This window comes from Vibrio ponticus (assembly GCF_009938225.1).
Taxonomy (GTDB): domain Bacteria; phylum Pseudomonadota; class Gammaproteobacteria; order Enterobacterales; family Vibrionaceae; genus Vibrio; species Vibrio ponticus.
This window is the reverse complement of sequence record NZ_AP019657.1, coordinates 1,906,044-1,928,363: the sequence shown is the minus strand read 5'-3', so window position 1 is coordinate 1,928,363 and position 22,320 is coordinate 1,906,044. Positions and strand designations below refer to the sequence as shown.

The window sequence follows — 22,320 nt, the reverse complement described above, 5'->3', positions numbered from 1 at the left end:
ATGAGCCTTAAGCGAATCTTGATGCCCGTTGACCTTGTCTACCCTGATGTGGTGAAAAAAGAGGTCGATATGGCGCTTAAATTAATTGATGAACATGGTGTTATCGACATGCTCTACGTTGATGAGGCGAAAGTTCACCACAGTATGGTGCCAACCGCTTCCGGCAGTGCTTTTTCTGAGCAGCATAAAAGCGCCTTTGACAGTGTGCAAACCATGCTTGAGATGTATGTACCCAAGCAGCACCGCGGTAAGGCGATTGTACGCAATGGCGTGGTATTCGATGAAGTGGTACTGCAAGCCAAACGTTCTCAAGTGGATGCGATTGTAATGGCATCTGCCAAGCCCAAGTTGCGTTCATATTTTCTTGGCTCAAATGCCGCCAAAATTGTGCGCCATTCTCATTGCTCGGTGTTTGTCGTCAAAGATGATCCCAGTTAATTAATCTCGCGCCAAACGGCGCACATAATCATAACCATAAACATAAAGTTAAGCTGCCAAAGGGAGTAATTCCTGGCGGAGGTACACTCACAAACTCAAGGAATAGACAATGACCAACCAACAACTGCACCAGAGAAGAAGTCAGGCATTTTCTAACGGTATGGGCGCGCTCTACCCAATTTATGTCGCTAAAGCAGAAAACGCGTTAATTTGGGATGTCGAAGGCAATCGCTATATCGATTTTGCCGCGGGTATCGCGGTAAACAACACCGGTCACTCTAATAAGCGCATTACTGAAGCGGTTAAGGCTCAGCTGGATAACTTTTCCCATACTTGTGCGCTAGTTACGCCATATGAGTCGTTTGTTGAACTGGCAGAAAAGCTGACAGAAATTGCCCCAGGTGAGTCTGAAAAGAAAGCGATTTTCTTAACCACAGGCGCAGAAGCGGTCGAAAATGCGGTCAAAGTGGCGCGTGCGCATACTGGTCGCAGTGGTGTGATTGCGTTTAAAGGTGCTTTCCATGGTCGTACCAATTTAACGATGGCACTTACTGGTAAGGTTGCGCCGTATAAAGCGAGTTTTGGTCCGTTCCCTGGTGAAGTGTTCCACGCACCATACCCAAATGAGTTCCACGGTGTGAGTGTTGAACAGAGTCTACAAGCGCTTGAAGATCTCTTTACATGCGATATTGAAGCCTCACGTGTGGCAGCGATTATCTTTGAACCTGTGCAAGGTGAGGGTGGTTTCTATAAAGCGCCAGCAGAGTTTGCTCAAGCACTACGTCAAATTTGTGATAAGCACGGCATCATGTTGATTGCCGATGAAATCCAAGCGGGCTTTGCTCGTACCGGTAAGATGTTTGCCACAGAGCATTTGGGTATTGAGCCGGATATGATGACGTTAGCGAAAGGTATTGCCGGCGGTTTCCCAATTTCCGCTGTCGTCGGTAAAGCTGAGGTAATGGATTCAGCACCAGCTGGTGGTCTAGGCGGCACTTATGCCGGTTCACCAATGGGGTGTGTGGCAGGTCTTGAAGTGCTTAAGATTATCGAAGAGGAAGACTTGTGTGCCAAAGCCAATGGCATTGGTGAAATCGTGAATGCACGTATGACTAAGTTGCAGCAAACGGTACCGCAGATCGGTCAGGTGCGTACGCATGGCGCAATGATGGCAATTGAGTTTACTGATCCGCAAACGGGTCAGCCGCTACAAGATTTGACTAAAGCGATTATTGGTAAAGCGCAGGAAAATGGCGTGATCTTGCTGTCATGTGGGGTGAAAGCGAACGTAATCCGTTTGCTACCGGCACTGACAATCGAGTCTGAAATCCTCAATGAAGGATTAGACAAGCTAGAAAAAATCATCCTAGAACTGGTTTAAAGCTTCGTCTCGTTCACTAATCAACGTTGGCTAACTCAAAACCCAGTGGTGTCAAACTGCTGGGTTTTGTTATTTTACTGCGTGTTATGGGGGAGTTGATGAGTTGTCGATAGAGATAATAGCAACAAAGTTTATAAATTTAACTGTCACATCTGTCATTTAACTACGCGACAAATCTCGCTTGTATCAAGGAAAGCATAATCGATTCTGAAGGTTATGATTTTATCGGTTAAAGTAGCAGACGATGTTTTGTTTAATTTAATGGATTGCGTTAAATGAAAAGAATAGTACGTAAGTTTGCCTGCTCTTTGCTGGTCATTTCTCCATGTCTTTATGCTCAAGATAACTTTTTACATGCCTCTGGCGATCAATTTTACCTTGGTGCAGATGTTGTCGTTGGCGGTTCAACTAAGCTCAAAGCGCGCGGTCACACCTTTGACGATAGTGCCAACGTTGGCGTGAGTTTGGTTGGTGGGTATGAGTTTAATACCCATAATGTGGTCAAACCGAGCTTGGAGCTCGAATATCGTCATTATGGTCGAGCATCAATTTACGATCTGGATGTAGACGGGCAAGGACTTTTTGTTAACGCAAAAGCCAAGTTATTCGTTGAATACAATTTTGGTAACGTGTATCTAGCACCCATGGTTGGAATTGGGGTCGTTAACTTTGACTTAAAATATCGTACTGATAACACAGTTTATTCAGGTTCTGAGACAGAGAGTACCTTCCAAGCGGGTGCTGAAATAGGCACACGACTTAATAAAAATATCGATTTAAGTGCAGGCTATCGCTGGGCTTATGCCGATATCGATTGGCTAGATGTTACTTTAGATGGCTTTTATCTCGGTATCCGCTACGCGTTTTAATGCCAGATAGCAAAAACAAAGGCACAAAATATTCGCTTATTTTGTGCCTTTTGTCATTAATTGGACGGCTTTGTAAGGGAGTGCAGTTCAATTTAATGAGTGAATGGCTTTAATCAAACCTTCTACGCCACGCTCGACTTTTTCCCGCTGGCAACCCACGTTTAATCTTAAATGGTTGATGCCAAGTGGACCGTAGCAATCGCCGCGCATGATGGCAATTTTCTGCTGGTGGATAAGTGCGTGTTGCAGTTTATCCATATCGATATTGAGCGGTGTTAAATCCAGCCATGCTAGATAGGTCCCTTGCGGTACATGCAAGTTAAGCTGTGGAAATTCTTGATTGAGACGCTCGGTTACCCACTGCAAATTACCGTGCAGATATTCTTTCAGTGCATGTAGCCAAGGTGCACCTTCGCGATAAGCCGCCATAGTGGCAATCACCCCAAGAATCGCGGGTGACGATAACCCTTCCGTTTGTTTAAGAATATTGAGATAGGCTTGCTTGGTTTCTTCACACGCTATCGCCGCATACGCGCCCGTTAACGCGGGAATGTTAAATGATTTCGATGCAGAGCTGACGATTGCCCATTGATCGTCACAGGCGACTTCTACCCAGGGGTTATACGGAGTAAAGCAGATATCCATATGGATATCATCACTGATCACTTTGAGCTGATTACGCTTGGCTATCTCGGCAATTTTCTTGAGTTCTTCTCGCGACCAAACCTTGCCAGTTGGGTTGTGCGGGTTACAGAGTAGCAGCACTTTACAACGCGGATCTTCCGCTTGTGTGGTGAAGTGTTGCCAATCGACTTGATAGCCGCTGTTTTCACCATTTTCGACGTAAGTGAGTGGACTTGCCAATGCTTGGCGATTGGCGCTCTCTATCAGTGGACGAAAGGCATCATAAGCTGGGTCGAAAAACAGCACTCCATCATCAGGAGCAGACCAGAGCTGAATGAGTTTCGCGACGATATAGATGACAGAAGGTCCATAAACCAAGTTTTCTGGATCTAAATTGGCGTTATATTCGCTGCGAAACCAATGGCAAATCGCCTGTTTAAAGTCATCATGATTCCAACGACTGTAACCAAAGATCCCGTGATCTAAGCGTTTTTGCAGTGCTGCGGTAATACAAGGTGCCGCCGCGAAATCCATGTCGGAAATAGTGAATGGCAAAAGATCAGCAGCGCCAAAACGGTCACTGACGTAATCCCATTGGGTTGAATAGCTATTAAGGCGGCAGGTAGGGGCAGAAAAATCAAAACTCATTGCGCAGTTCCAAATTAAACCATATCCAAATAAACCTGAGGGAGACGTGGCGTGTAAACGCCACGTCGGCATTACTGCAGGAGCGACAAACCTTTGGGGGAAAGGTTGTTTATTGGTTCAGCAATGCTTGTTCTAATTTGTATAGGCGACGGTTTTGTTCAATCATTTTACGGATGAGTTCGCGTTCAGATAGCGTGGTCATCAGGTGATCTTGTGCGTGTACCATGATCATACTCACGACGATTTTTTCACCGCTGATCTCTTGGCGAATCAGGTCAGTTTGTACTTCATGTGCTTTGCGCACGCTGACGTTGCACTGCTCCATCATAGCTGCCGCTTCTTCAAATTTGCCTTCTTCAGACAGCGTTAAAGCTTCATAAGCATAGCCCTTCGCTTCGCCAGAATAACTAACGATAGAGATTATGATTTTTTCGAATTCTTCATTCATTTCTTGAGAGTTGCTCATGGGGATGTTCCTTGGATTTCACTTGATGGTTGCACATTAGCAGAAGCGAATTAAAAAGCGATGAAACTTGATTTCACAATATCAGTGAAATCAAGTTTCGTTGACGAATGTAAGTAAATGTTTGTTAATTAGCCCGTACTCAAATATGAAAACAAAGGGCTGTATGATGAATATTTTATTAGTTTGTGCTGGCGGTTTTTCAACCACGATGATGATGGAAGAAATGAAGAAAACCATCAATGGTAGTCAAATGCTGAATATTGAAGATTTTACACTTGAAGCTATTTCAGTTGATCGCCTGTCAGAAAAAATTAATAACTTTGATGTGATCTTGGTAGGTCCTCAGCTAAGCCACAAATATAAAAACATTGAAGCGGCAGCTTTAGAAAATAACAAACCATCAGTTCTACTATCAGCCGAAATTTACGGTGCAATGGATGGAGCGACGGTGCTTAAGCAAGCACTACTTGCCCATAAAAAGCACCAAATGAGCCTGGTTGACTAAGTTTTACCTCTCTCCCTACCACCTGCGGATACACGCAGGTGTTACTTATTATAATGAATGAAGGTTACGTATATGAGCCTATTCGCCTCTTTTGAAAAACTGCTCAGCAAAATATTATTGCCGATTGCAGAGAAAATAGATAAACAAGTCCATCTTAGTGCCGTTAAAAAAGGCATGGTGGTATTAACGCCAATCCTATTATTAGGTTCAATGGCTTACCCATTAAAAGCACTGAAAAACGTATTTTCTGATTCGGCAGCAGTGCAAGAATGGTTTATTAATAACACTTATCTTATCGATCTTTTAATTAAATTTTCACTTGGTTTTATCGCCATTTACACTGTGATAGCAATTGCTTACTTTTTGAGTGAAGGCTACAAAATATATACAGTGGGTGCGGTTGCCTTATCCCTTTTTGCTTATTTGATCATGACCACTTCGGTCAACCCAGATGGTTCGTTAGATATTCGCTTCTTTGACTCAAAAGGTCTATTTACAGCGATATTTGTCGCGATTGCCAGTGTGGAAATCTATCGTTTCTTTACCGAAAAGAGACTGGTGATCAGAATGCCAGAGGGTGTGCCAGACTTCGTATCTAGCTCATTTGAACTGATCACGCCGACCGCATTTATTGCAGTGCTGTTTGTCTCTGCGCGTTACTTTATTGCGGAGTGGACGGGTGGTTTGCTACTGCCTGAAATCCTAATGCAAGTGCTTGCGCCAGTGGTAGGTAGTTTGGATAACCTATGGGTGGTGTGGTTTGTGATCATGCTACGTCTGTTGTTCTGGTTCTTTGGTATCCACTCAGCAGTATTAAGCCCGATCCTATCGCCAATCTTCGTGCAATATCTTTCTGAAAACATTGCCGCGAAAACGGCAGGCGTTGAACTGACTCACTTTGTTACTGGTGGTACGTTCTCAGCGTTCGTTAACTTTACAGGGTCAGGTGTTACTTTAGGTCTGGTTATCGCGATGTTGATTGCGAAAACTCAACGCTACCGCAAGGTTGGTCAGGTTTCTTTAGTGCCAAGTTTGTTTGGTATTAACGAACCAGTGCTATTTGGTGCGCCAATTATCTTGAACCCGATTCTATTTATCCCGTTCGTACTGGGTGGTTCGCTGATTGGTATCTTCCCACTGGTATTGATGAAATATGGCTTCTTAGCGAAACCGTTCTTTGATCCACCGTATCTACCATTGTTCTTTGAAGGTTACTTAACAAGCTTTGACTGGAAGACGCCATTTGTTCAAGCAATACAGATTGTCGCCTCATTCTTCTGTTACTACCCGTTCTTTAGAATCATGGACAGACAAGAGATGGCTCGTGAAGCGGCGCTAAAAGCAGAACAAGAGAAGAAATCAGTATTCAGCAAGAAAGACGATGAATTGTTGGATGAGCTGGGACTCGATTTCTAACCCAACACACTCGATGCATGGTTTCTCGAAATAACGGATGAATGGATATTAAAATGCGGACATTCAGCTTAGAGCCTTACTTAGAACAGTTTGATGCTTTGCTTGTGAGTGACCCTCACCACAAGCGTTATCTGAGCGGTTTTACTGGCAGTGGCGGGTACTTATTGCTAACGCAGTTAGGGTGCGAACTTTTGGTCGCAGGTAAGTATTGGCAGCAAGTGGCAGAGCAAAGCCCGGATTGTTTGAGCGTGTCGACAGACCAACACGGTTGGTTAGAGACACTGCAACAAAGGCTGAATGTTCACGGTATCCAGAGATTAGGTTTTGAGAGCCATGCGCTAAGTTTTCAACAAGTAGAACAGTTAAAACAGGCGCTCTCGCAACAACTGGTGCCGACCAACAATGTCGTTACTCCTATGAGACGTTGGAAGTCAGAGCAAGAAATTGCTCTGATCCGCAAGGCATGCGAAATCACCGAAACAGCGATTGAGCGAGGTTTACGTGATTTTCATCTTGGTATGACTGAACATCAACTCGCGGCACACCTAGAGTTCCATGCGCGAATGTTAGGAGCTGACAGCATTGATTTTCTGATCGTGGTTTCTGGTGAGCGAGGGGCGTTACCTCATGGTCGACCATCCCAGCGAGTGATTGAGCAAAATGAACTGGTCACGATTGATTTTGGCGTGGTGTATCAAGGTTATCACTCTGATGTGACCCGAACGTTTTGTACCGGACCGGTTTCTGAGCAGCTGCAGGCAATTTTTGATGCGGTGTTTACTGCGCAGCGAATGGGGGTTGAAATGCTTCGACCTGGTATCGCTGCCAGTCGAGTGGATGATGGTGTTAGACAGTACCTTGCTCGCCAAGGGTATCGAGAGGCATTTTGTCACGGCTTAGGTCATGGCGTTGGGTTGCAAGGTCATGAATACCCGAAACTTGCCTCCGATAGCAGCGCCACATTAGAAGTCGGTATGGTGGTTACCGTTGAACCGGGCGTCTATTTGCCTCAGATTGGCGGTGTCAGGATTGAAGATACCTTAGCGATCACTGAAAACGGCTGTGAAAGTCTGACTCAATTGCCAAGAGAGTTACGCATGATTCCCTTACAGCCTGTTGCAACAGAGCCAGTAACCCAAGAATCTGGTCACCAAAGCAGAGAGCCAGGAGTATCAAATTAATGAATGACTTCCGTTTGTTGGCGCAATTGAATAATGCTCATGGTCCATCTGGGCGTGAGTATGAAGTAAGAAAAATTTTGTGTGATGAGCTTGCCGATATCGCTGATGAAATCAGCTTTGATGGTTTAGGCAGCCTGATTGCACGACTCAATCGCAACGCTACCGGTCCTAAAGTGGCGGTGGTTGCACATATGGATGAAGTGGGCTTTTTGATCCGCGAAATTCGTAGTGACGGTTTACTGAAAGTGTTTAAGCTCGGCGGTATTGATCCACGTGTTGCGATCAACAGTGAAATCGAGCTCAAAACCCGCAGTGGTGAGAAATACACGGGCTTAGTCTGGAGCGATAAGCCGCTGGCAGAACTCACCATTGATGACCTATGGCTTGATGTCGGTGCAACAAGCAGCGAGCAAGTGGCGGCAATGGGTATCGAAATTGGTGATAGTGCGGTCTTTGCTACTCGTCACTTCCAGTTAAATAACAGCGAAACCTTAGTTGGCAAAGCGATGGATGATCGCATTGGCTGCTGGCTTGGGGCTGAGTTGATGCGCTCACTCAAACAGAGCGCACCACAGTGTGACCTCTATTTTGTTGCCACAGTGCAAGAAGAAGTGGGCACCAAAGGCGGAAAAACTGCGATTGAGCAACTGAAGCCGGATGTGGTCATTGTGCTGGATGTAGCGACGGCTAAACATCTAACGCCACAGTCTGGTTCTCAACGTCTGTTTGGTCACGGACCATGTTTAGTGGTGGCTGACAAGATTGCTTTAGGGCATTACCCTTTGCTGAACTTGGTCAGTGATGTGGCGAAAGAATACGGTATTGCCGTTCAACGCGATTTTCTTGCTGGTGGCGGTACCGACAACGGTCCGGCAACATTGGTAGGCAGTGGCATTGCTGGCTTAGCGATTATATTACCTGTACGTAACTGCCACTCAGCTTACACCCAAGTGAAGCAAAGCGATGCGCTCAATTGTCTCGCTTTGCTCAAGCATGTGGTTACTCAGTTGGATGAAACGCAGACAGCGCGCTTGTACTCCTATTGCTAAGTGGGGTTTCCGTATCTGCGGCAAGAAGGAACGGTCCCTGCTCGGTAAGCTTTTGGTGTAATTGATGTACAGCACGTAAGTGCTGTACGTTATCCAGATGGCTGATCATCATGATTTGGCGGATATTACGCTGGAAAACATCACTGATTGGCTTATCCAAGCGTAAGTGAGCGATGCTTATTCGTTGACAGTGTGATGCGCTTTTACCGTGACAAACGAGCAAACCATGTTGAGCAAAGTAGGCATGGTTACGGGCGTAAAATAGCGTGACGATACCGTGGGAATAGCGTTCGTTAACTAAGCCGAGTTGTTCCATTTCACCACTTAACCAGTTGAGTATAGGCACTAGCTCACCTTGAGCGGGCAATGTTGACGTATCGCTTAGGGTAACGAGTAGATCATCCAGTGAGGGTAAAGCGCGATCATCGATCACCTTGTCACCGAGTTGCGCCAGCACCTGACTCACAAACGCTTCGTTGTTGAGCTCAACACTGCTGCTTTTCGCAATCGCCAATAAGGTTTCCAAAGAGACACAATGGCTGCTGCGCGCTTCAATCGCCCGATTGATTAAACGGGTAATGTAACCAATTTCTTCGTTGCGCAGTGGCTCAACAAGATGATGTCGATACTGTTCGGTAACGGCTTTAACTTGTTCAAACAATGCTTTGGAATATGGGCTTTGTTCACCAAGTTGCGTGTTGAGATTATTCTTCGCGCGATAAACGGCGGTCGTCAGGTAGGTGACGATGTCATTCAGCAACGCGGTATCAGTTAACAAATCTTTGCCGCAATCTTGGCTAATCACACTCAGCAGTTGGAATATAAAGCTTTCCGCTTGTAGGCGTTTTTCATAGAAGCCATCGGTATTGATCCCGCCAAGGAAGTACTCGGCTAAATGCAGCGCTTCAAAACGATACCCTTCCTGTTGCCAACCGAGCGCTTGCTTGATATAGCCAAATGCTTTGGTTGATTGCAAAAACGTACCGTTATTTTTGCGGTTAATAAACACCCCTTGCTGAATACGGCTTAAGGTGATCATCACATAGATGGTAAAGAGATTTCTGAACTCATCACTCAAAGCGCAGTTGGCACTTTGTTCAATTTGAGTAACCGCCAAAAATGCCTCATATGGCTGATACTTTTCAACATATGCCTGCACAATCGCCACAATATCCCGCTCATAGAAATAGCGCTTCTTGAGATAATGTACTTGGTCGTTTTTACAAAAAAGGTACTTAGAGGCGTAACACATTTGCAAGTAACGTATCTGCTTTTCTTTGCCTGAAACGTGCAGGTGCTGATCGATCACTTCGAGCTCCAATGCCAAGCTACTGAACATCTCATTGGTGGCGCGTAGATCTTTGTTAAGTGTTGGTCGACTGACTTTAAGATACTGCTGAACCTCACATAAAGGCGTTTGCGGCGCAAAGAGCGCAATGACGGCTAAGTATTCTTCTCGCTCCAGTTTGGAGTAGACAAAATTAGTCGCGAACACATCGCTAAAGAATGGACTGGCATCATAAGGATAGTGGAGCTCGCCGTTGGTTAGGGCGATGGGCGTCATTCCCAATTTTTCGAGATAGAAATTGATGTTCTCAATCGCATAGCGCAGGTTGCGCGAAGTCATATTGAATACTGAAGCGAGGGCATTGAGGGACGTGCATTGCATCGTAAGGGCAGTGACGATATCAAAATGCTGTTTATTGAGACTCATGAGCAGTTAGATCGGTCGAATTTGTCTAATTCTATCAATAGCAAACCAGCAAAGATGAGAGCTAGCCTACTAAATGAGGTAGAGAGAATGATGCGAAAGACAACGGGATACGGCGAAATTTAGCAAACTGTTATCAAGTTGAGTGAAAGGTTGGAAAATGCGGTTCATGTCTAACAGTGGGATGAAATGTAGAGTGATTGCAAGATGAAGCCTTTAGATGCGCTTGTAAGTGTTAATGATATTTGTTTTCATTTGCGTGTTTTTTTAGGGTAGCAAAATGTCGGAATAGTAAACATCTGTTTTGCAAGCTAGTTTTTGTCGCCCTAAGCAAGAGTCATCATGTTAGCGCCAGTAAGGAATTCAATCAGTTATGAAGTATATCAATTGTGGTAAGTGGACTACGATATTCAGTGTGTTCGGCTTGTTAGTATCAACATTATCATTTGCTCAAACTAGAGTAATACAAGACGAACAGGGTAGTTTTGAAATTTCAACGCAGCCGAACAAAATTGTCGCACTGGAATTCTCATTTGTAGATGCGCTCGCTGCAGTCGGAGTTTCTCCGGTAGGTGTGGCGGATGACAATGATATCAATCGAGTTATACCTGCAGTTCGCGCTAAAATTTCGCCTTGGACATCGGTAGGTATGCGCCCTCAGCCTAGCTTAGAAGCGATAGCAGTACTGCAACCTGATTTGATTATTGCTGATGCTGAGCGTCATACTGCGATTTATCAAGATTTGAGAAAGATTGCGCCAACGTTGCTACTCAAAAGTCGCGGTGAAACTTACACCGAGAACCTAGAAGCAGCTCTAAAAGTCGGTATTGCTGTTGGCAAGCAAGCGGAGATGGAAGCTCGTATTCAACAACATCATCAAAAAATGGCTGAGTTTAAGCAACGATTTGATAGTAAAGACACAATTCAGTTTGCTGTGGTGAATGCCAAAGGTATGTGGATGCATGGTCCTTCTTCATATGCTGGTGGTGTATTAGAGCAACTGGGATTGCATAGCCCAATTCCCGAGCAAACTGAGAAAGCTTATCTGCCAACGAGTTTTGAGTTACTCCTAAAAGTGAACCCTGACTGGTTGTTAGTGGGTTCTTACTCAGATCCAGATATCTTGGACGAATGGCAGAAAAATACTCTCTATAAAGCGCTTAAGGTAACAAAGAATGAGCAGATGATTAGTGTTTCGCCAGCCCTGTGGTCATTGAACCGAGGCATGGTCGCCGCTGAAGAAATCGCCGTTAATCTTGAGCAAATACTGCAATAATAGCGATGAGTGGTTTGTCACACGAATTACGACAGACCAATACGATCAAGCGAGAGATAAGAGTCGCGACACTTGCGACTCTTATCTTTATTGTTGTGTTGGTGGGTTACGTATTTTCTATGATTGCTTGGTCGAGTTTCTCGCTAACACTCGTTGATCTAGGTGGTTTTCTCTTTTCCTTTGATGACGATGATATGCGGCATCAAATCATAGCTACGCTTCGTGCGCCCAGAGTACATGCCAGCCTAGTTATTGGCGCGAGCTTGGCGATGTCTGGCGTATTAATGCAAGGTCTAACTCGTAATCATTTAGCCTCGCCATCAATACTTGGTCTTAATGCCGGTGCAGCATGTTTTATGGCTTTAGCAGCCATTGGTGTACCATTTTTCGCTCAGCTTAATAGCATATTGAATGCGGTGTTAGGGGCATTGTTGAGTGGCTTTTTCGTGATGTTACTAGGGGGATTTTTTTCACAGCGTTCTCATCCTCTTAGGTTAATTTTAGCTGGTATCGCGATGAGCGCATTATTGATTGGTTTGACGAGGGCCGCGGTCATTTTAGCCGACGATATGGCCTATAGCGTATTGCATTGGTTAACCGGTTCATTATCTAGCATTGATCAACAACAGTGGAAACAGTTATGGCTCCCCGCGTTATCTGGTTTCGTTCTCGCCCTGATCCAAGCTCGTAACTTGAATCTTCTATCACTAGGTGAGGAAGTTGCTGTGGGCTTAGGTGTAAATATTCAACGTACTCGTATTTTGAGTAGCCTTGCCGTAGTTTTGCTCGCTGGTAGCAGTGTTGCTATTGCCGGGCCGATAGGTTTTGTTGGTCTGCTTGTTCCTCACTTAATACGTCCTTTGGTCGGTAACAACTACTTCGTATTGTTGCCTCTTTCGGCATTAGCTGGCGCAGCATTGGTTTCATGGGCAGATGCAATCTCCAGGTCGATTGCTTTTCCTGCTGAAACGCCGGTCGGGGTAATCACGGCTTTAATAGGTGCACCTTGTTTTATCATTGTGGCAATGAGGAAATCGTGATGAGCGAGCCATTTAAACTAGGTATCATACTAGGTGTTTTAGCCTGTTTCTCTTTTTCAACCTTATTTGTTGGGGCTGCGACTCTCTCTTTTGAACAAGTTCTGATGATCTTGTTTGATTTTGAGCAACTCGACTTTGTGGTGCATCTTTATCGTTTACCAAGAATGGTTCTCGCGATTGGTGTTGGTGCTGGTCTTGGTTTAGCGGGCACGTTGGTTCAAGGTGTGATCCGTAATCCTCTGGCATCGCCAGACTTGATGGGTATCAGTGCTGGAGCGGGGTTAGCCGCAACGCTAATGCTCGTGGTTGCACCAAACGTACCGATCTATTTTTTACCCCCAATAGCGATGGCTGGTGGTTTGTTGGCAGCTGGTTTAATTGCTTTGCTTGCTTATTGGTGCCGTCCAACGCCAGCAAGACTTGCCCTAATTGGTGTTGCTGTCAGTAGTTTCCTTGCAAGTGGCATCGATTATCTTTTGATCGTCCATCCAATTGAAATTAATACCGCGATGGTTTGGCTAACAGGTAGCCTTTGGGGTAGAAATTGGCAACAGGTTCCGTTTATTTGGGGGGCTTTGGTTGTCTTGCTTCCTTTGGCATTTTGGTTGGCTTGGCGATTGGATGTTATGGGGATTGGCGAGGAGAGCTCTACGGCTTTAGGCATTCAGCCGAGGAAGGTGCAGGTTTGGTCATTGGCGATAGCGGTATTGCTTGCCAGTATTAGTGTGTCCGTGGTGGGGACAATCAGTTTTGTTGGTTTGCTTGCTCCTCATTTGGCAAGATTGATGTTTGCTCATGCACATCGATATCTAGTTCCAGCTTCTGCATTGATAGGCGCTCTTTTGGTGATTACTGCTGATGGGGTCGCTCGTGGAATTCAACCCCCAATTGAGTTGCCAGCTGGTGTGCTTACATCATTAATCGGTGCGCCTTACTTTATTTTTTTACTTTATCGATATCGGGGTTGGTAACTATGTTAAGAACAGAGAACTTATCGGTGGGGTATGGTAAGAAAACTATCATACATAATCTTTCCCTGACGATCCCGTTAGGCAAAGTGACTGCGTTGGTTGGACCAAATGGCTGTGGAAAGTCGACCCTGCTCAAAACGTTAGTACGAATTAATAAGCCTTTGTCAGGTTCCGTTCTATTGGGTAACAAATCGCTACGAGATTATCATGATAAACAGCTTGCTCAACGGTTATCACTCTTGCCACAAATTTTGGTGAACCCTGAGGGGATTACAGTCCGTAAGTTGGTGGAGTATGGGCGTTCACCTTATGTCTCTCATTGGGGAAAGCTGTGTGTGGAAGACAATAAAATTGTTACTCAAGCGATGCGGGATACAGGTGTCATTGAGTTCGCTGATTTTCCGCTTGAATCACTTTCAGGAGGTCAACGTCAACGAGCTTGGATTGCCATGGTTATGGCACAAGATGCTGATATTATTCTACTTGATGAGCCAACAACGTATTTGGATATGTCTCACCAAGTAGAGTTGATGAACTTGATGCGTGCGATGAATAGCAGAGGAAAAACAATTGTTGTGGTTTTGCATGATTTGAACCAAGCATGCCGATATTGTGATCATCTAATCGTACTAAAAGCCGGTAGTTTGATCACTCAAGGAACGCCTAAGCAAGTGCTTACTGAAGAGATGCTTGATAAGGTGTTTGATCTGCGTGCGAAAGTTTTTGTTGATCCAGTCGCTCAAACACCAATGTGCGTGGCGGTCTGAAATACGTTGGTAAATACAAGGACTCTCAATTATTCGAGAGTCCTAAAATTCCTGCTGTGTTGGCAGACTAGACGAGACTAGATGCGCTGAATTTTTGCTGTAATTAGCGGTAAATCAGGTTTGCCCAGTGAGTTAAACCGGCGGTGACAGAGCCAAAGTAGTTGCCGCTGACAATTTCGGTATTTGGCAACACTGATGCAACTGCTGAGGTGAGGGCTTTTGAGCGTGATGAACCACCAGTCATGTAAATCACATCTGGTTGGATGCCACTCTGTGTTACGGCGTCTTGAACCAAGCTGCGGATCTTGTGCATTGGGTTTTCAATTGCAGCATCAATGGCTTCACGTGTGGTAGGTACGTTGAATGCTTCGCTCACCAGATCGATAGTGGTGGTGTAATCGTCATGTTCAGACATGGCAATTTTAGCCAACTCCGCTTGATGGATAACCCCGTGACCTAATGTCTCTTGGTGCAACTTAACCAGACGTTGTAGCTTTTCAGGTTGCATCGCTTCTTTGTGGAACTGGCGTAGCATCGATAGGTTATCGTGGGCATAAAAGTCACGTTGAGCTTGAACGTCATTAATTGCAATCGCATTCCAGAATTGGATTAAAGGCAGATCTAACCCACTTTTTAGTTTGCTACCCAAGCCGAATTCGGTCATCAAGCACTTAAAGGCGATGAAGATATCCAGATCGTTACCACCCACCATTTGACCGGTGTGTGCCAGCAGTGAATCACGACGATCTTGCTTACCACGCCAAGTCGGTCCCATTTGAATCATCGAGCAGTCTGTTGTACCACCACCGATATCGACAACCAGTACTTTTTTGTCACTATTTAAGGTTGCCTCAAAGTCTAAGCCTGCTGCAACGGGCTCATATTGAAACTCAATATCTTTAAAGCCCGCACGTTTTGCTGCGCGAGTTAGGATATCCACCGCTTGAATGTTGGATGCTTCGCCGCCGCGACCTAAGAAGTTGACTGGGCGACCAATAACAGTCTGAGTAAATTCTTTGCCTGCTGAGCTTTCTGCGCGGCGTTTGATGTTGCTCATCATAGCGCAGACCAGATCTTCAAAGAACGAGAGTTGTAAATCGCGCAAACCCATCGCACCCAAAAACGATTTAGGTGATTTGACGAAGTAAACGTCTTTAGGATCGTCGAGATAAAGCTCCAATGCTTCATTACCGAATTTTACGTCATCGGTGCGCACTTCAAGCCCTTCTTCACGGTTGATTGTGATCGCTCTTCTTAATACCGCTTGGTTTGCGTCGTTGCTTGGCTCGATGTTTAAGCAGCGAAATAGGTACTCTGAAACCGACTCAGCATTTGGCGCGCAAAGTGTTGATGGCAAGTAGATGTTCTCTCCTACCAAAGGGATAGGTGTGACTTTATCTTCAACAAGATGAGCGACACAGCAGTTGGCCGTTCCAAAATCAAATCCAAGGGACATCTTAACCTCAACGTTAGGGAAAAAAGTGGGGCGCACACTAAACCTTACACTGGTAGTCGGGTCAAGGATAAATTGTGTAGTCGATGTTATTCAAAGCAATAATTTACTCAATAGAGGTTGTGTTTTGCTGCTTTTGTCACCAGATTATCTATAGTCATTCCAATCGGAATCACACAGCAATCGATAAGGAACTGTCATGACAAGTGAATATACGCCACCGAAAGTGTGGACAACCGATACTGAGACGGGTGGAACTTGGGCAAGCATTAATCGACCAACCGCTGGGGCGAGACATGAGCAAGCGCTGCCAGAAGGCGAGCACCCTTTACAGCTTTACTCGATGGGAACGCCAAATGGTCAAAAAGTTACCATTATGCTCGAAGAGTTGTTGGCTTTAGGGATCACTGAAGCTCAGTACGATGCCCATATGATCCGAATTGGTGATGGCGACCAGTTCTCATCAGGCTTTGTCGCGGTCAATCCAAATTCAAAAATTCCTGCGTTGGTAGATAAATCCGTGATTCCAGCGGTAAATGTATTTGAATCGGGGCATATATTGCTTTATCTCGCGGAGAAATTTGGTTGTTTGCTGCCACAAGACCCAGCAACTAAAACAGTAGCGATGAACTGGCTGTTTTGGCTGCAAGGCAGTGCGCCTTATCTAGGCGGTGGTTTTGGGCATTTCTATGCTTACGCCCCTGAGAAGTTTGAATATCCCATCAACCGCTTCACGATGGAAACCAAGCGCCAGTTAGATCTGCTCAACAATCATTTGGCGGATAATCGTTATTTAGCAGGCGAAGAATATTCAATTGCTGATATCGCGACTTGGCCTTGGTATGGCAACTTAGTACTCGGTAAGCTTTATGACGCAGCAGAGTTTTTGGATGTTGCCAGCTATCCACACCTCGTTCGTTGGGCGCAAGAAATTTCTGAACGCCAAGCGGTGCAACGTGGTCGTATTGTCAATCGAGCTTGGGGTGAAGAGTGGGAGCAAGTGGTGGAGCGCCATAGTGCTGACGACATAGATCAAGTGCTTGCTAAGCAACCGAAGTAAATTTAACCAGCCCCTCAGATTGAGGGGCTTCCTTTTTCTGGCTTAATAGAGCAATTGGAATCTGGATTTTAGTCACTTAATAGCGGGGAACGATGATGTCAGCATTGGCGATAGCATAAGCCGAGGCATGGTCTTGATTGCTCTGTTTGCCTATTTTGGCAACACTTGGAATGACGACAAAAATAATCTCAGGGCGATTGGTGATTCTGGTTCCTCTTTCACCATTGGTATCCAATTTATAACCGTCAATGTAAACAGTTAATACCGTATCTTTTCTGTCGCGTTGTCTGACAAAGAAAGAACCCATCTCATGGACAGCGCCCCAGGTATATTCGAGAGAGACCTCTTTGGCACTGGGTAGATAAATATCATAGCTACGATTAGGCATGTTGGGTCTGATGCTGTTAACCGAAATTTCGAGTCTATTGTCAACAAATTGCCCGCTTTGGAAGGGCTTACCTTCTTTGGCATCTTTATCAATGACTAAGCCATTGCAAGTTCGTGCTTGACCTTTTTGGGCTTCAAAACGGTAGGTTGCGCATGCAAATTCTCCGATTAACTGTCGGATACCGTTAATTAACACCGGTGAAGCAAATGCATCGAGTTCGAATTTGCCAAGCGCATTTATTTGTTTGAATAGATCTGGCGCAGCACTTTCAAACTTGGCGTCGTAGCTAAGGGAAATAAAGTTATCATGTTCTATCGCTGCTTTAATGACGTTGTTGGTGTCGTAGACACGATTGCCTTTTGTATCACTGACGGACCAAGCGAAATTGCTGTAGTCGGCATAGATGTTGAAGCTGCAAAACAGTAGTAGACCCGCGATGGTTTTATGCATCTTTCTTTCCCTGACAATCCATCAATAACTAATTATTTTACATAGACTATTTTGGGAATCTACGCCAAGGTTAGAGTAAGTAATAATAGTGATATCGAGCTCTAATTAATTTGTAATTGCCCCTGACAAATTATGGTTTTGTAACGAATCTGACTGGTTACACAGTGTAATGTGATCAATAAGAATTAAAAATTTAAGCCATTCCTTTCATTAGTAATGTCCATGTTTATAATTTCTCTTTAATTGAGAGTGAGAATTATTATTATGAAAGGTGTTATGATTCCTCTTTTAGCATCATTAACGACAACGCTAGCGCACGCGGTAAGTGATATTGAAGAAACCGTGTCGATATCGGATGCTTATCAAGCTGAGATACACATTGAGAAAACGAGTTATATTCGCGGTAGTGTGGAGAGTAGCAAGTCTTTAGCATTTGCTCGGATCATTGATGCTCAAGGTCGCGTTGTAAAAGATATTGTGGATGAAGGTCAGCGTGATGGGGAGATTTTCTGGTTGGTAACAACGCCAGGCAAGTATAGTTTGGAGATTGTTACGCAAGAAAAAGATAATCAAATTAAAGTGATGGTTGAAGAGAAATCACTTAAATCCGATCAAAGCGTTAATCCCAATGAATCACCAATTAGTCCTAAATTAATTGAGGTAAGTAAAAGCCTCTCTGCGGGTATGAGTGATGTGGATAGACAATTTTGGCAACAGATTGCACTCTCGGGCTCACCGTTAATCGAGCCTAACCATGATGGTAGTGCTATTGTCACTTTTTTATGGCGAGGTGATGAGCATAATGTGCGTCTGTTTGGCGCACCTTATGATGGTCACGTTTATCTATCGCGATTGAAAAACACCGACATTTGGTACAAAAGCTACCACGTCCCAAATGGCAGTAGGCTTTCTTATCGCATGGCTCCTAATGTTCCTCAGCTTTCCGGTTTTGAGTGGATTGAACAACGACGAGCTGTACTGGCAACTGCACAAACGGATCCGCTCAATATTCGAGCTAAGTTTATTGCGGCAAATGATAAATTTGGTGACGCTTCTACGCTGGAATATGGCGATGTGATTTCTGATCAATACACACTCGAGAGCGGAGCGGTGAAAGGGGAAGTACACGAGTACCAGCTAACTAGTGAGATTCTCGACAATTCTCGCTCGATAAAAGTTTACCTACCCAATGCTCAATATCAGACAGCCAAAGATGCCCCATTGTTAATCGTATTTGATGGTGACCAATATTTAACTCGCGTCCCAACCCCAACGATTCTTGATAACTTAATTGCAGAGAAGAAAACTCCACCGTTACGCGCGATATTTGTTAATCACCCGACCAATAAACTGCGCGGAAAAGAGTTACCACCAAATCCTAAATTTGCCCAATTTATGGCAACAGAGCTAATACCTTGGGCTAAGCAAGAGTTTCAAATTGAACCAGTAGCAAAGCAAACCATCTTGACAGGATCCAGCTATGGTGGCTTGGCTTCGATGTATGTGGCTCATCAGTACCCTGAGGTATTTGGCAATGTGTTAAGTCAGTCAGGCTCCTTTTGGTGGGCACCGAGCCGACTACAAAAAGCTTGGTTGACCAAACAGATAGAAAAATCGCCAGAAAATAACCTTAAAGTTTACATGAATGCCGGCGTATTCGAAGAGCAACCTGAGCGAGCCAGTATTATTGAGACCAACAGAAAACTCTATCAACTGCTTAAAGATAAACAGTATCAAGTTCATTTCGATGAACTAGCTAGTGGGCATGATTATTACAGTTGGCGAGTGACGATCGTTAATGGTCTTGACTATCTTTTTAAAAACTAGCGTTTGGTTGGTGATAGCTTGGAATGTCTGCAAAAGGGATGGTTTTATCTGTCAATATCCCCTAAATTCAGCTGGTTAAATGTGAGATTGCTCAAATAGTGTCACAAAAAGTTCATCATAAAAAAATTGTCAATTCGCCCAATTTTCATATTATTGTAATTAAGATGTCATATTAAGTGAGGTGGTTATGAGAGAACAAGAAATGATACAACCTTCCAATTTTGGAGTGATTAGCCGTACTTGCATTTTTTCGCTGGCAGGTATTGTGAGTGTGTTCTTCCTGGTGCAACACATTATCTAGTAAAGTATTAGCAAGTATGTGGGTACTAACATAGTACCTTTATCTCTTAGCGCCCACATATTTTGTTTGTTAGTTTGAAGTCTGAGCTTAGCAATTAAACAGACTTAAAATGGCTAACTGTCACCTACCTCTTATCTTCAAGCGATACGCTCAACTGTTCAAAAATTTTTGTAGTCGAGTGACATCTCTGCTATTGATTAATACTCACCGAGTCATATCAACTGATTAGTTTGCTAAAAACTTAACGTTACCTGAAGAAACGACTTCAAATTGTCTAAATTAGCAATTATGCACAAAGTGATCTCATGTGACTTTTACTTTTAGTGACCAAATATGCCCGATGTCCATTTGATGTCTGTTACTTCGGTTTTGGTGACGGTCGACGGGCGGGAAATAAGCCGTTGGGATAGGGATGCAAAATGGGGGATTTCACCCATTTGTCATTTTTTATGGGTGAAATTCCACCCATTTTTGGTTTTCTCTTAGCGGAGAGCTTTCTTTATTTTTGCTTTTGTTTTTGTTAACTATTTGTAAATAAATGATTTTACATTTATTTAACTAAGTTGGCTTGGTTATTGCCCTTAGTTAAGCATCAACACCCAGTGATGGGGTTGTCCACTTAACAAGGAGAATAATAATGTTTAAGCCTTTGACCCTACTATCCGTATCTGTATTGGCAGCCACAAGTTTTAATGCGATGGCGGCCTGTGATCCTGGTGAGACAGTGATTAAGTTCAGCCATGTCACCAACACAGATAAACACCCTAAAGGCATTGCAGCTTCACTATTGGAACAGCGTGTAAACGATGAGATGAATGGCAAACTGTGTATGCAGGTTTTTCCAAACTCAACGCTATACGATGACAACAAAGTACTCGAAGCGCTACTAAACGGTGACGTGCAACTTGCTGCCCCTTCTCTCTCTAAGTTTGAAAAGTTCACGAAAAAGTACCGTATCTTTGACCTACCATTCCTATTTGAAGACGTTGATGCGGTTGACCGTTTCCAAAATTCGGAATCGGGTGAGAAGCTGAAAAATGCGATGAACCGTCGTGGTTTGCAAGGTCTGGCATTCTGGCATAACGGTATGAAGCAGATGTCGGCGAATAAGCCACTGCTGACTCCTCAAGATGCGGAAGGCTTGAAGTTCCGTGTACAAGCATCCGATGTATTGGTCGCGCAGTTTGAGCAGCTAGGCGCTAACCCACAGAAGATGTCATTCAAAGAAGTGTATGGCGGTCTGCAAACTAAAGTTATCGACGGTCAAGAAAACACTTGGTCAAATATCTACGGTAAGAAGTTCTTCGAAGTTCAAGACGGTATTACTGAAACCAACCACGGTATTCTTGATTACCTAGTCGTGACTTCTACGGATTTCTGGAAAGGTTTACCAGACGACCAGCGTGAGCAGTTAAATACAATTATTCAAGAAGTCACCGCGACACGTAATGCTGAATCGACCAAGGTAAATAACCAGAACAAAGCCAACATCATTGAAGCAGGTGGCGTGGTACGTACTCTAACTCCAGAGCAGCGCCAACAGTGGGTAACAGCCCTACAACCGGTTTGGAATAAATTCGAGAAAGATATCGGTTCGGATCTTATCCAAGCAGCTCTCGATTCCAATAATTAATAACCAGTTAATACTGGCTCAGTTTTAGGTCCTTTTTATACCCAAGTAATTTCACGGTGTTTAATTTCGTACGCCAAGAACTTGCTTGGGTATATCCCAGTAGTCTTCTTCCCCTATTTAAGATTCGTTGGGTATTTTAATAGAAGGACCTGTTTTCTTTTTCTCTTTAGGGAAACAATTCAGAAGCGAATAACTATGGAACAGTCATTTTTTACCAAAGTCGGACGGGTAACTGACGCCATTGAAGAGTCTCTCATCGCCTTTTTTCTTGGTGCGATGACGCTATTAACGTTTGCCAACGTTATCTCCCGTTATGTGTTTAACGACAACATACTTTGGGCATTAGAACTTACGGTATTTATGTTTGCCTGGATGGTGTTAGTTGGCGCCTCTTATGGTGTTAAAAAGCACTTTCATATTGGTGTAGATGTGATCATTAACATGGCGCCGGACAACCTGCGTAAAGTTTACGCCTTGCTGGCGGCGGCGTGCTGTTTGGCGTTTTCTATCTTGCTACTCGTTGGTTCATGGAACTATTGGTTCCCATTTGTTACCGACCGCGCTTGGTACGAAACCGACGACATTCCAATGCCTGAAATGCTGCAGTTTTTAGCCGACTGGCTTAATGAAGGCGAGCGTTATGAAAAAATGCCGCGCTTTATTCCTTATATGGCTTTACCGATAGGTATGGCACTGCTGACTTTCCGTTTTGCTCAAGTGACTTGGTACATTGCAACCAACAAACAAGATCGTTTGATTGCCGGTCATGAAGCGGAGGAAGATTTAGAAGCGCTGAAAGCGGAACTGGCGGATGCCGGTGATGCGATGGATACAAAAAACAATAAAAGCGACAAGGAGAGCTAGGT

The 22,320-nt window shown here is 44.4% G+C and carries 20 protein-coding genes; 15 read left to right on the top strand and 5 right to left on the bottom strand.

Annotation, left to right across the window (positions count from 1 at the left end; translation table 11 throughout):
* The 3 genes from GZN30_RS08370 (at position 1) to GZN30_RS08360 (ending at position 2,688) form a co-directional block, all read left to right on the top strand.
* On the top strand, positions 1 to 438 hold the full coding sequence (locus GZN30_RS08370; protein WP_075649247.1) for a universal stress protein: 438 nt from the start codon (positions 1 to 3) through the stop codon (positions 436 to 438).
* 109 nt (positions 439 to 547) lie between these two features.
* Entirely contained in the window at positions 548 to 1,819 is a 1,272-nt protein-coding gene (gene gabT, locus GZN30_RS08365) for a 4-aminobutyrate--2-oxoglutarate transaminase (protein WP_075649246.1), read from the top strand.
* A 275-nt stretch (positions 1,820 to 2,094) separates the two neighbouring features.
* The gene (locus GZN30_RS08360) at positions 2,095 to 2,688 is read left to right on the top strand and encodes an outer membrane beta-barrel protein (RefSeq protein WP_075649245.1); all 594 of its coding nucleotides are present in this window, start codon (positions 2,095 to 2,097) and stop codon (positions 2,686 to 2,688) included.
* Positions 2,689 to 2,775: 87 nt separating this feature from the next.
* Here the strand turns inward: GZN30_RS08360 and GZN30_RS08355 are convergent, their stop codons facing one another.
* Positions 2,776 to 3,960 carry a MalY/PatB family protein gene (locus tag GZN30_RS08355; RefSeq protein ID WP_075649244.1) on the bottom strand — a complete coding sequence of 395 codons (1,185 nt, stop codon included), beginning with the start codon at positions 3,958 to 3,960 and terminating at the stop codon, positions 2,776 to 2,778.
* A gap of 109 nt (positions 3,961 to 4,069) precedes the next feature.
* Entirely contained in the window at positions 4,070 to 4,426 is a 357-nt protein-coding gene (locus GZN30_RS08350) for a PTS lactose/cellobiose transporter subunit IIA (RefSeq protein ID WP_083627166.1), read from the bottom strand.
* A 166-nt stretch (positions 4,427 to 4,592) separates the two neighbouring features.
* Here GZN30_RS08350 and GZN30_RS08345 point away from each other — a divergent pair, with 166 nt between their 5' ends.
* The 4 genes from GZN30_RS08345 to GZN30_RS08330 all read left to right on the top strand — a co-directional run bounded on the left by GZN30_RS08345 (position 4,593) and on the right by GZN30_RS08330 (position 8,577).
* Positions 4,593 to 4,931 carry a PTS sugar transporter subunit IIB gene (locus tag GZN30_RS08345; protein ID WP_075649243.1) on the top strand — a complete coding sequence of 113 codons (339 nt, stop codon included), beginning with the start codon at positions 4,593 to 4,595 and terminating at the stop codon, positions 4,929 to 4,931.
* A gap of 72 nt (positions 4,932 to 5,003) precedes the next feature.
* Positions 5,004 to 6,347 (top strand): PTS sugar transporter subunit IIC, encoded by a 1,344-nt coding sequence (locus GZN30_RS08340; protein ID WP_075649242.1) that lies wholly within the window; start codon positions 5,004 to 5,006, stop codon positions 6,345 to 6,347.
* 53 nt (positions 6,348 to 6,400) lie between these two features.
* The gene (locus GZN30_RS08335) at positions 6,401 to 7,528 is read left to right on the top strand and encodes a M24 family metallopeptidase (RefSeq protein WP_083627165.1); all 1,128 of its coding nucleotides are present in this window, start codon (positions 6,401 to 6,403) and stop codon (positions 7,526 to 7,528) included.
* Positions 7,528 to 8,577, top strand: coding sequence for a M42 family metallopeptidase (locus GZN30_RS08330; protein ID WP_075649241.1), 1,050 nt, complete (start codon positions 7,528 to 7,530; stop codon positions 8,575 to 8,577). Before GZN30_RS08335 ends, GZN30_RS08330 begins: the two co-directional genes overlap by 1 nt.
* Here GZN30_RS08330 and GZN30_RS08325 read toward each other — a convergent pair.
* Positions 8,528 to 10,291: a BglG family transcription antiterminator gene (locus GZN30_RS08325; protein ID WP_075649240.1), complete on the bottom strand. Its 1,764-nt coding sequence runs from the start codon at positions 10,289 to 10,291 to the stop codon at positions 8,528 to 8,530. The genes GZN30_RS08330 and GZN30_RS08325 overlap by 50 nt on opposite strands.
* 370 nt (positions 10,292 to 10,661) lie before the next feature.
* Between GZN30_RS08325 and GZN30_RS08320 the strand changes: the two genes are divergently transcribed.
* The 4 genes from GZN30_RS08320 (at position 10,662) to fecE (ending at position 14,342) form a co-directional block, all read left to right on the top strand.
* Positions 10,662 to 11,564, top strand: a complete 903-nt coding sequence (locus GZN30_RS08320; RefSeq protein ID WP_083627164.1) for a Fe(3+) dicitrate ABC transporter substrate-binding protein — start codon at positions 10,662 to 10,664, stop codon at positions 11,562 to 11,564.
* A gap of 119 nt (positions 11,565 to 11,683) precedes the next feature.
* Positions 11,684 to 12,604, top strand: coding sequence for a FecCD family ABC transporter permease (locus tag GZN30_RS08315; protein ID WP_232060497.1), 921 nt, complete (start codon positions 11,684 to 11,686; stop codon positions 12,602 to 12,604).
* On the top strand, positions 12,604 to 13,575 hold the full coding sequence (locus GZN30_RS08310; RefSeq protein WP_075649238.1) for an iron chelate uptake ABC transporter family permease subunit: 972 nt from the start codon (positions 12,604 to 12,606) through the stop codon (positions 13,573 to 13,575). The genes GZN30_RS08315 and GZN30_RS08310 overlap by 1 nt, the downstream gene beginning before the upstream one ends.
* A gap of 2 nt (positions 13,576 to 13,577) precedes the next feature.
* Positions 13,578 to 14,342, top strand: a complete 765-nt coding sequence (gene fecE, locus GZN30_RS08305) for a Fe(3+) dicitrate ABC transporter ATP-binding protein FecE (RefSeq protein WP_075649237.1) — start codon at positions 13,578 to 13,580, stop codon at positions 14,340 to 14,342.
* A 103-nt stretch (positions 14,343 to 14,445) separates the two neighbouring features.
* Here fecE and yegD read toward each other — a convergent pair whose 3' ends face one another.
* On the bottom strand, positions 14,446 to 15,798 hold the full coding sequence (gene yegD / locus GZN30_RS08300; RefSeq protein ID WP_075649236.1) for a molecular chaperone: 1,353 nt from the start codon (positions 15,796 to 15,798) through the stop codon (positions 14,446 to 14,448).
* Positions 15,799 to 15,994: 196 nt separating this feature from the next.
* On the opposite strand from yegD, the gene yghU reads away from it, so the two are divergent.
* Positions 15,995 to 16,855 carry a glutathione-dependent disulfide-bond oxidoreductase gene (gene yghU, locus GZN30_RS08295; protein WP_075649235.1) on the top strand — a complete coding sequence of 287 codons (861 nt, stop codon included), beginning with the start codon at positions 15,995 to 15,997 and terminating at the stop codon, positions 16,853 to 16,855.
* Positions 16,856 to 16,931: 76 nt separating this feature from the next.
* Here the strand turns inward: yghU and GZN30_RS08290 are convergent, their stop codons facing one another.
* Positions 16,932 to 17,693: a hypothetical protein gene (locus GZN30_RS08290; RefSeq protein ID WP_075649234.1), complete on the bottom strand. Its 762-nt coding sequence runs from the start codon at positions 17,691 to 17,693 to the stop codon at positions 16,932 to 16,934.
* 276 nt (positions 17,694 to 17,969) lie between these two features.
* Between GZN30_RS08290 and fes the strand changes: the two genes are divergently transcribed.
* The 3 genes from fes (at position 17,970) to GZN30_RS08275 (ending at position 22,318) form a co-directional block, all read left to right on the top strand.
* Positions 17,970 to 19,520: an enterochelin esterase gene (gene fes, locus GZN30_RS08285; RefSeq protein WP_161987044.1), complete on the top strand. Its 1,551-nt coding sequence runs from the start codon at positions 17,970 to 17,972 to the stop codon at positions 19,518 to 19,520.
* A gap of 938 nt (positions 19,521 to 20,458) precedes the next feature.
* Entirely contained in the window at positions 20,459 to 21,454 is a 996-nt protein-coding gene (locus tag GZN30_RS08280; RefSeq protein WP_075649232.1) for a TRAP transporter substrate-binding protein, read from the top strand.
* A gap of 195 nt (positions 21,455 to 21,649) precedes the next feature.
* Positions 21,650 to 22,318 (top strand): TRAP transporter small permease, encoded by a 669-nt coding sequence (locus GZN30_RS08275; protein ID WP_075649231.1) that lies wholly within the window; start codon positions 21,650 to 21,652, stop codon positions 22,316 to 22,318.
* Positions 22,319 to 22,320: the final 2 nt, after the last annotated feature.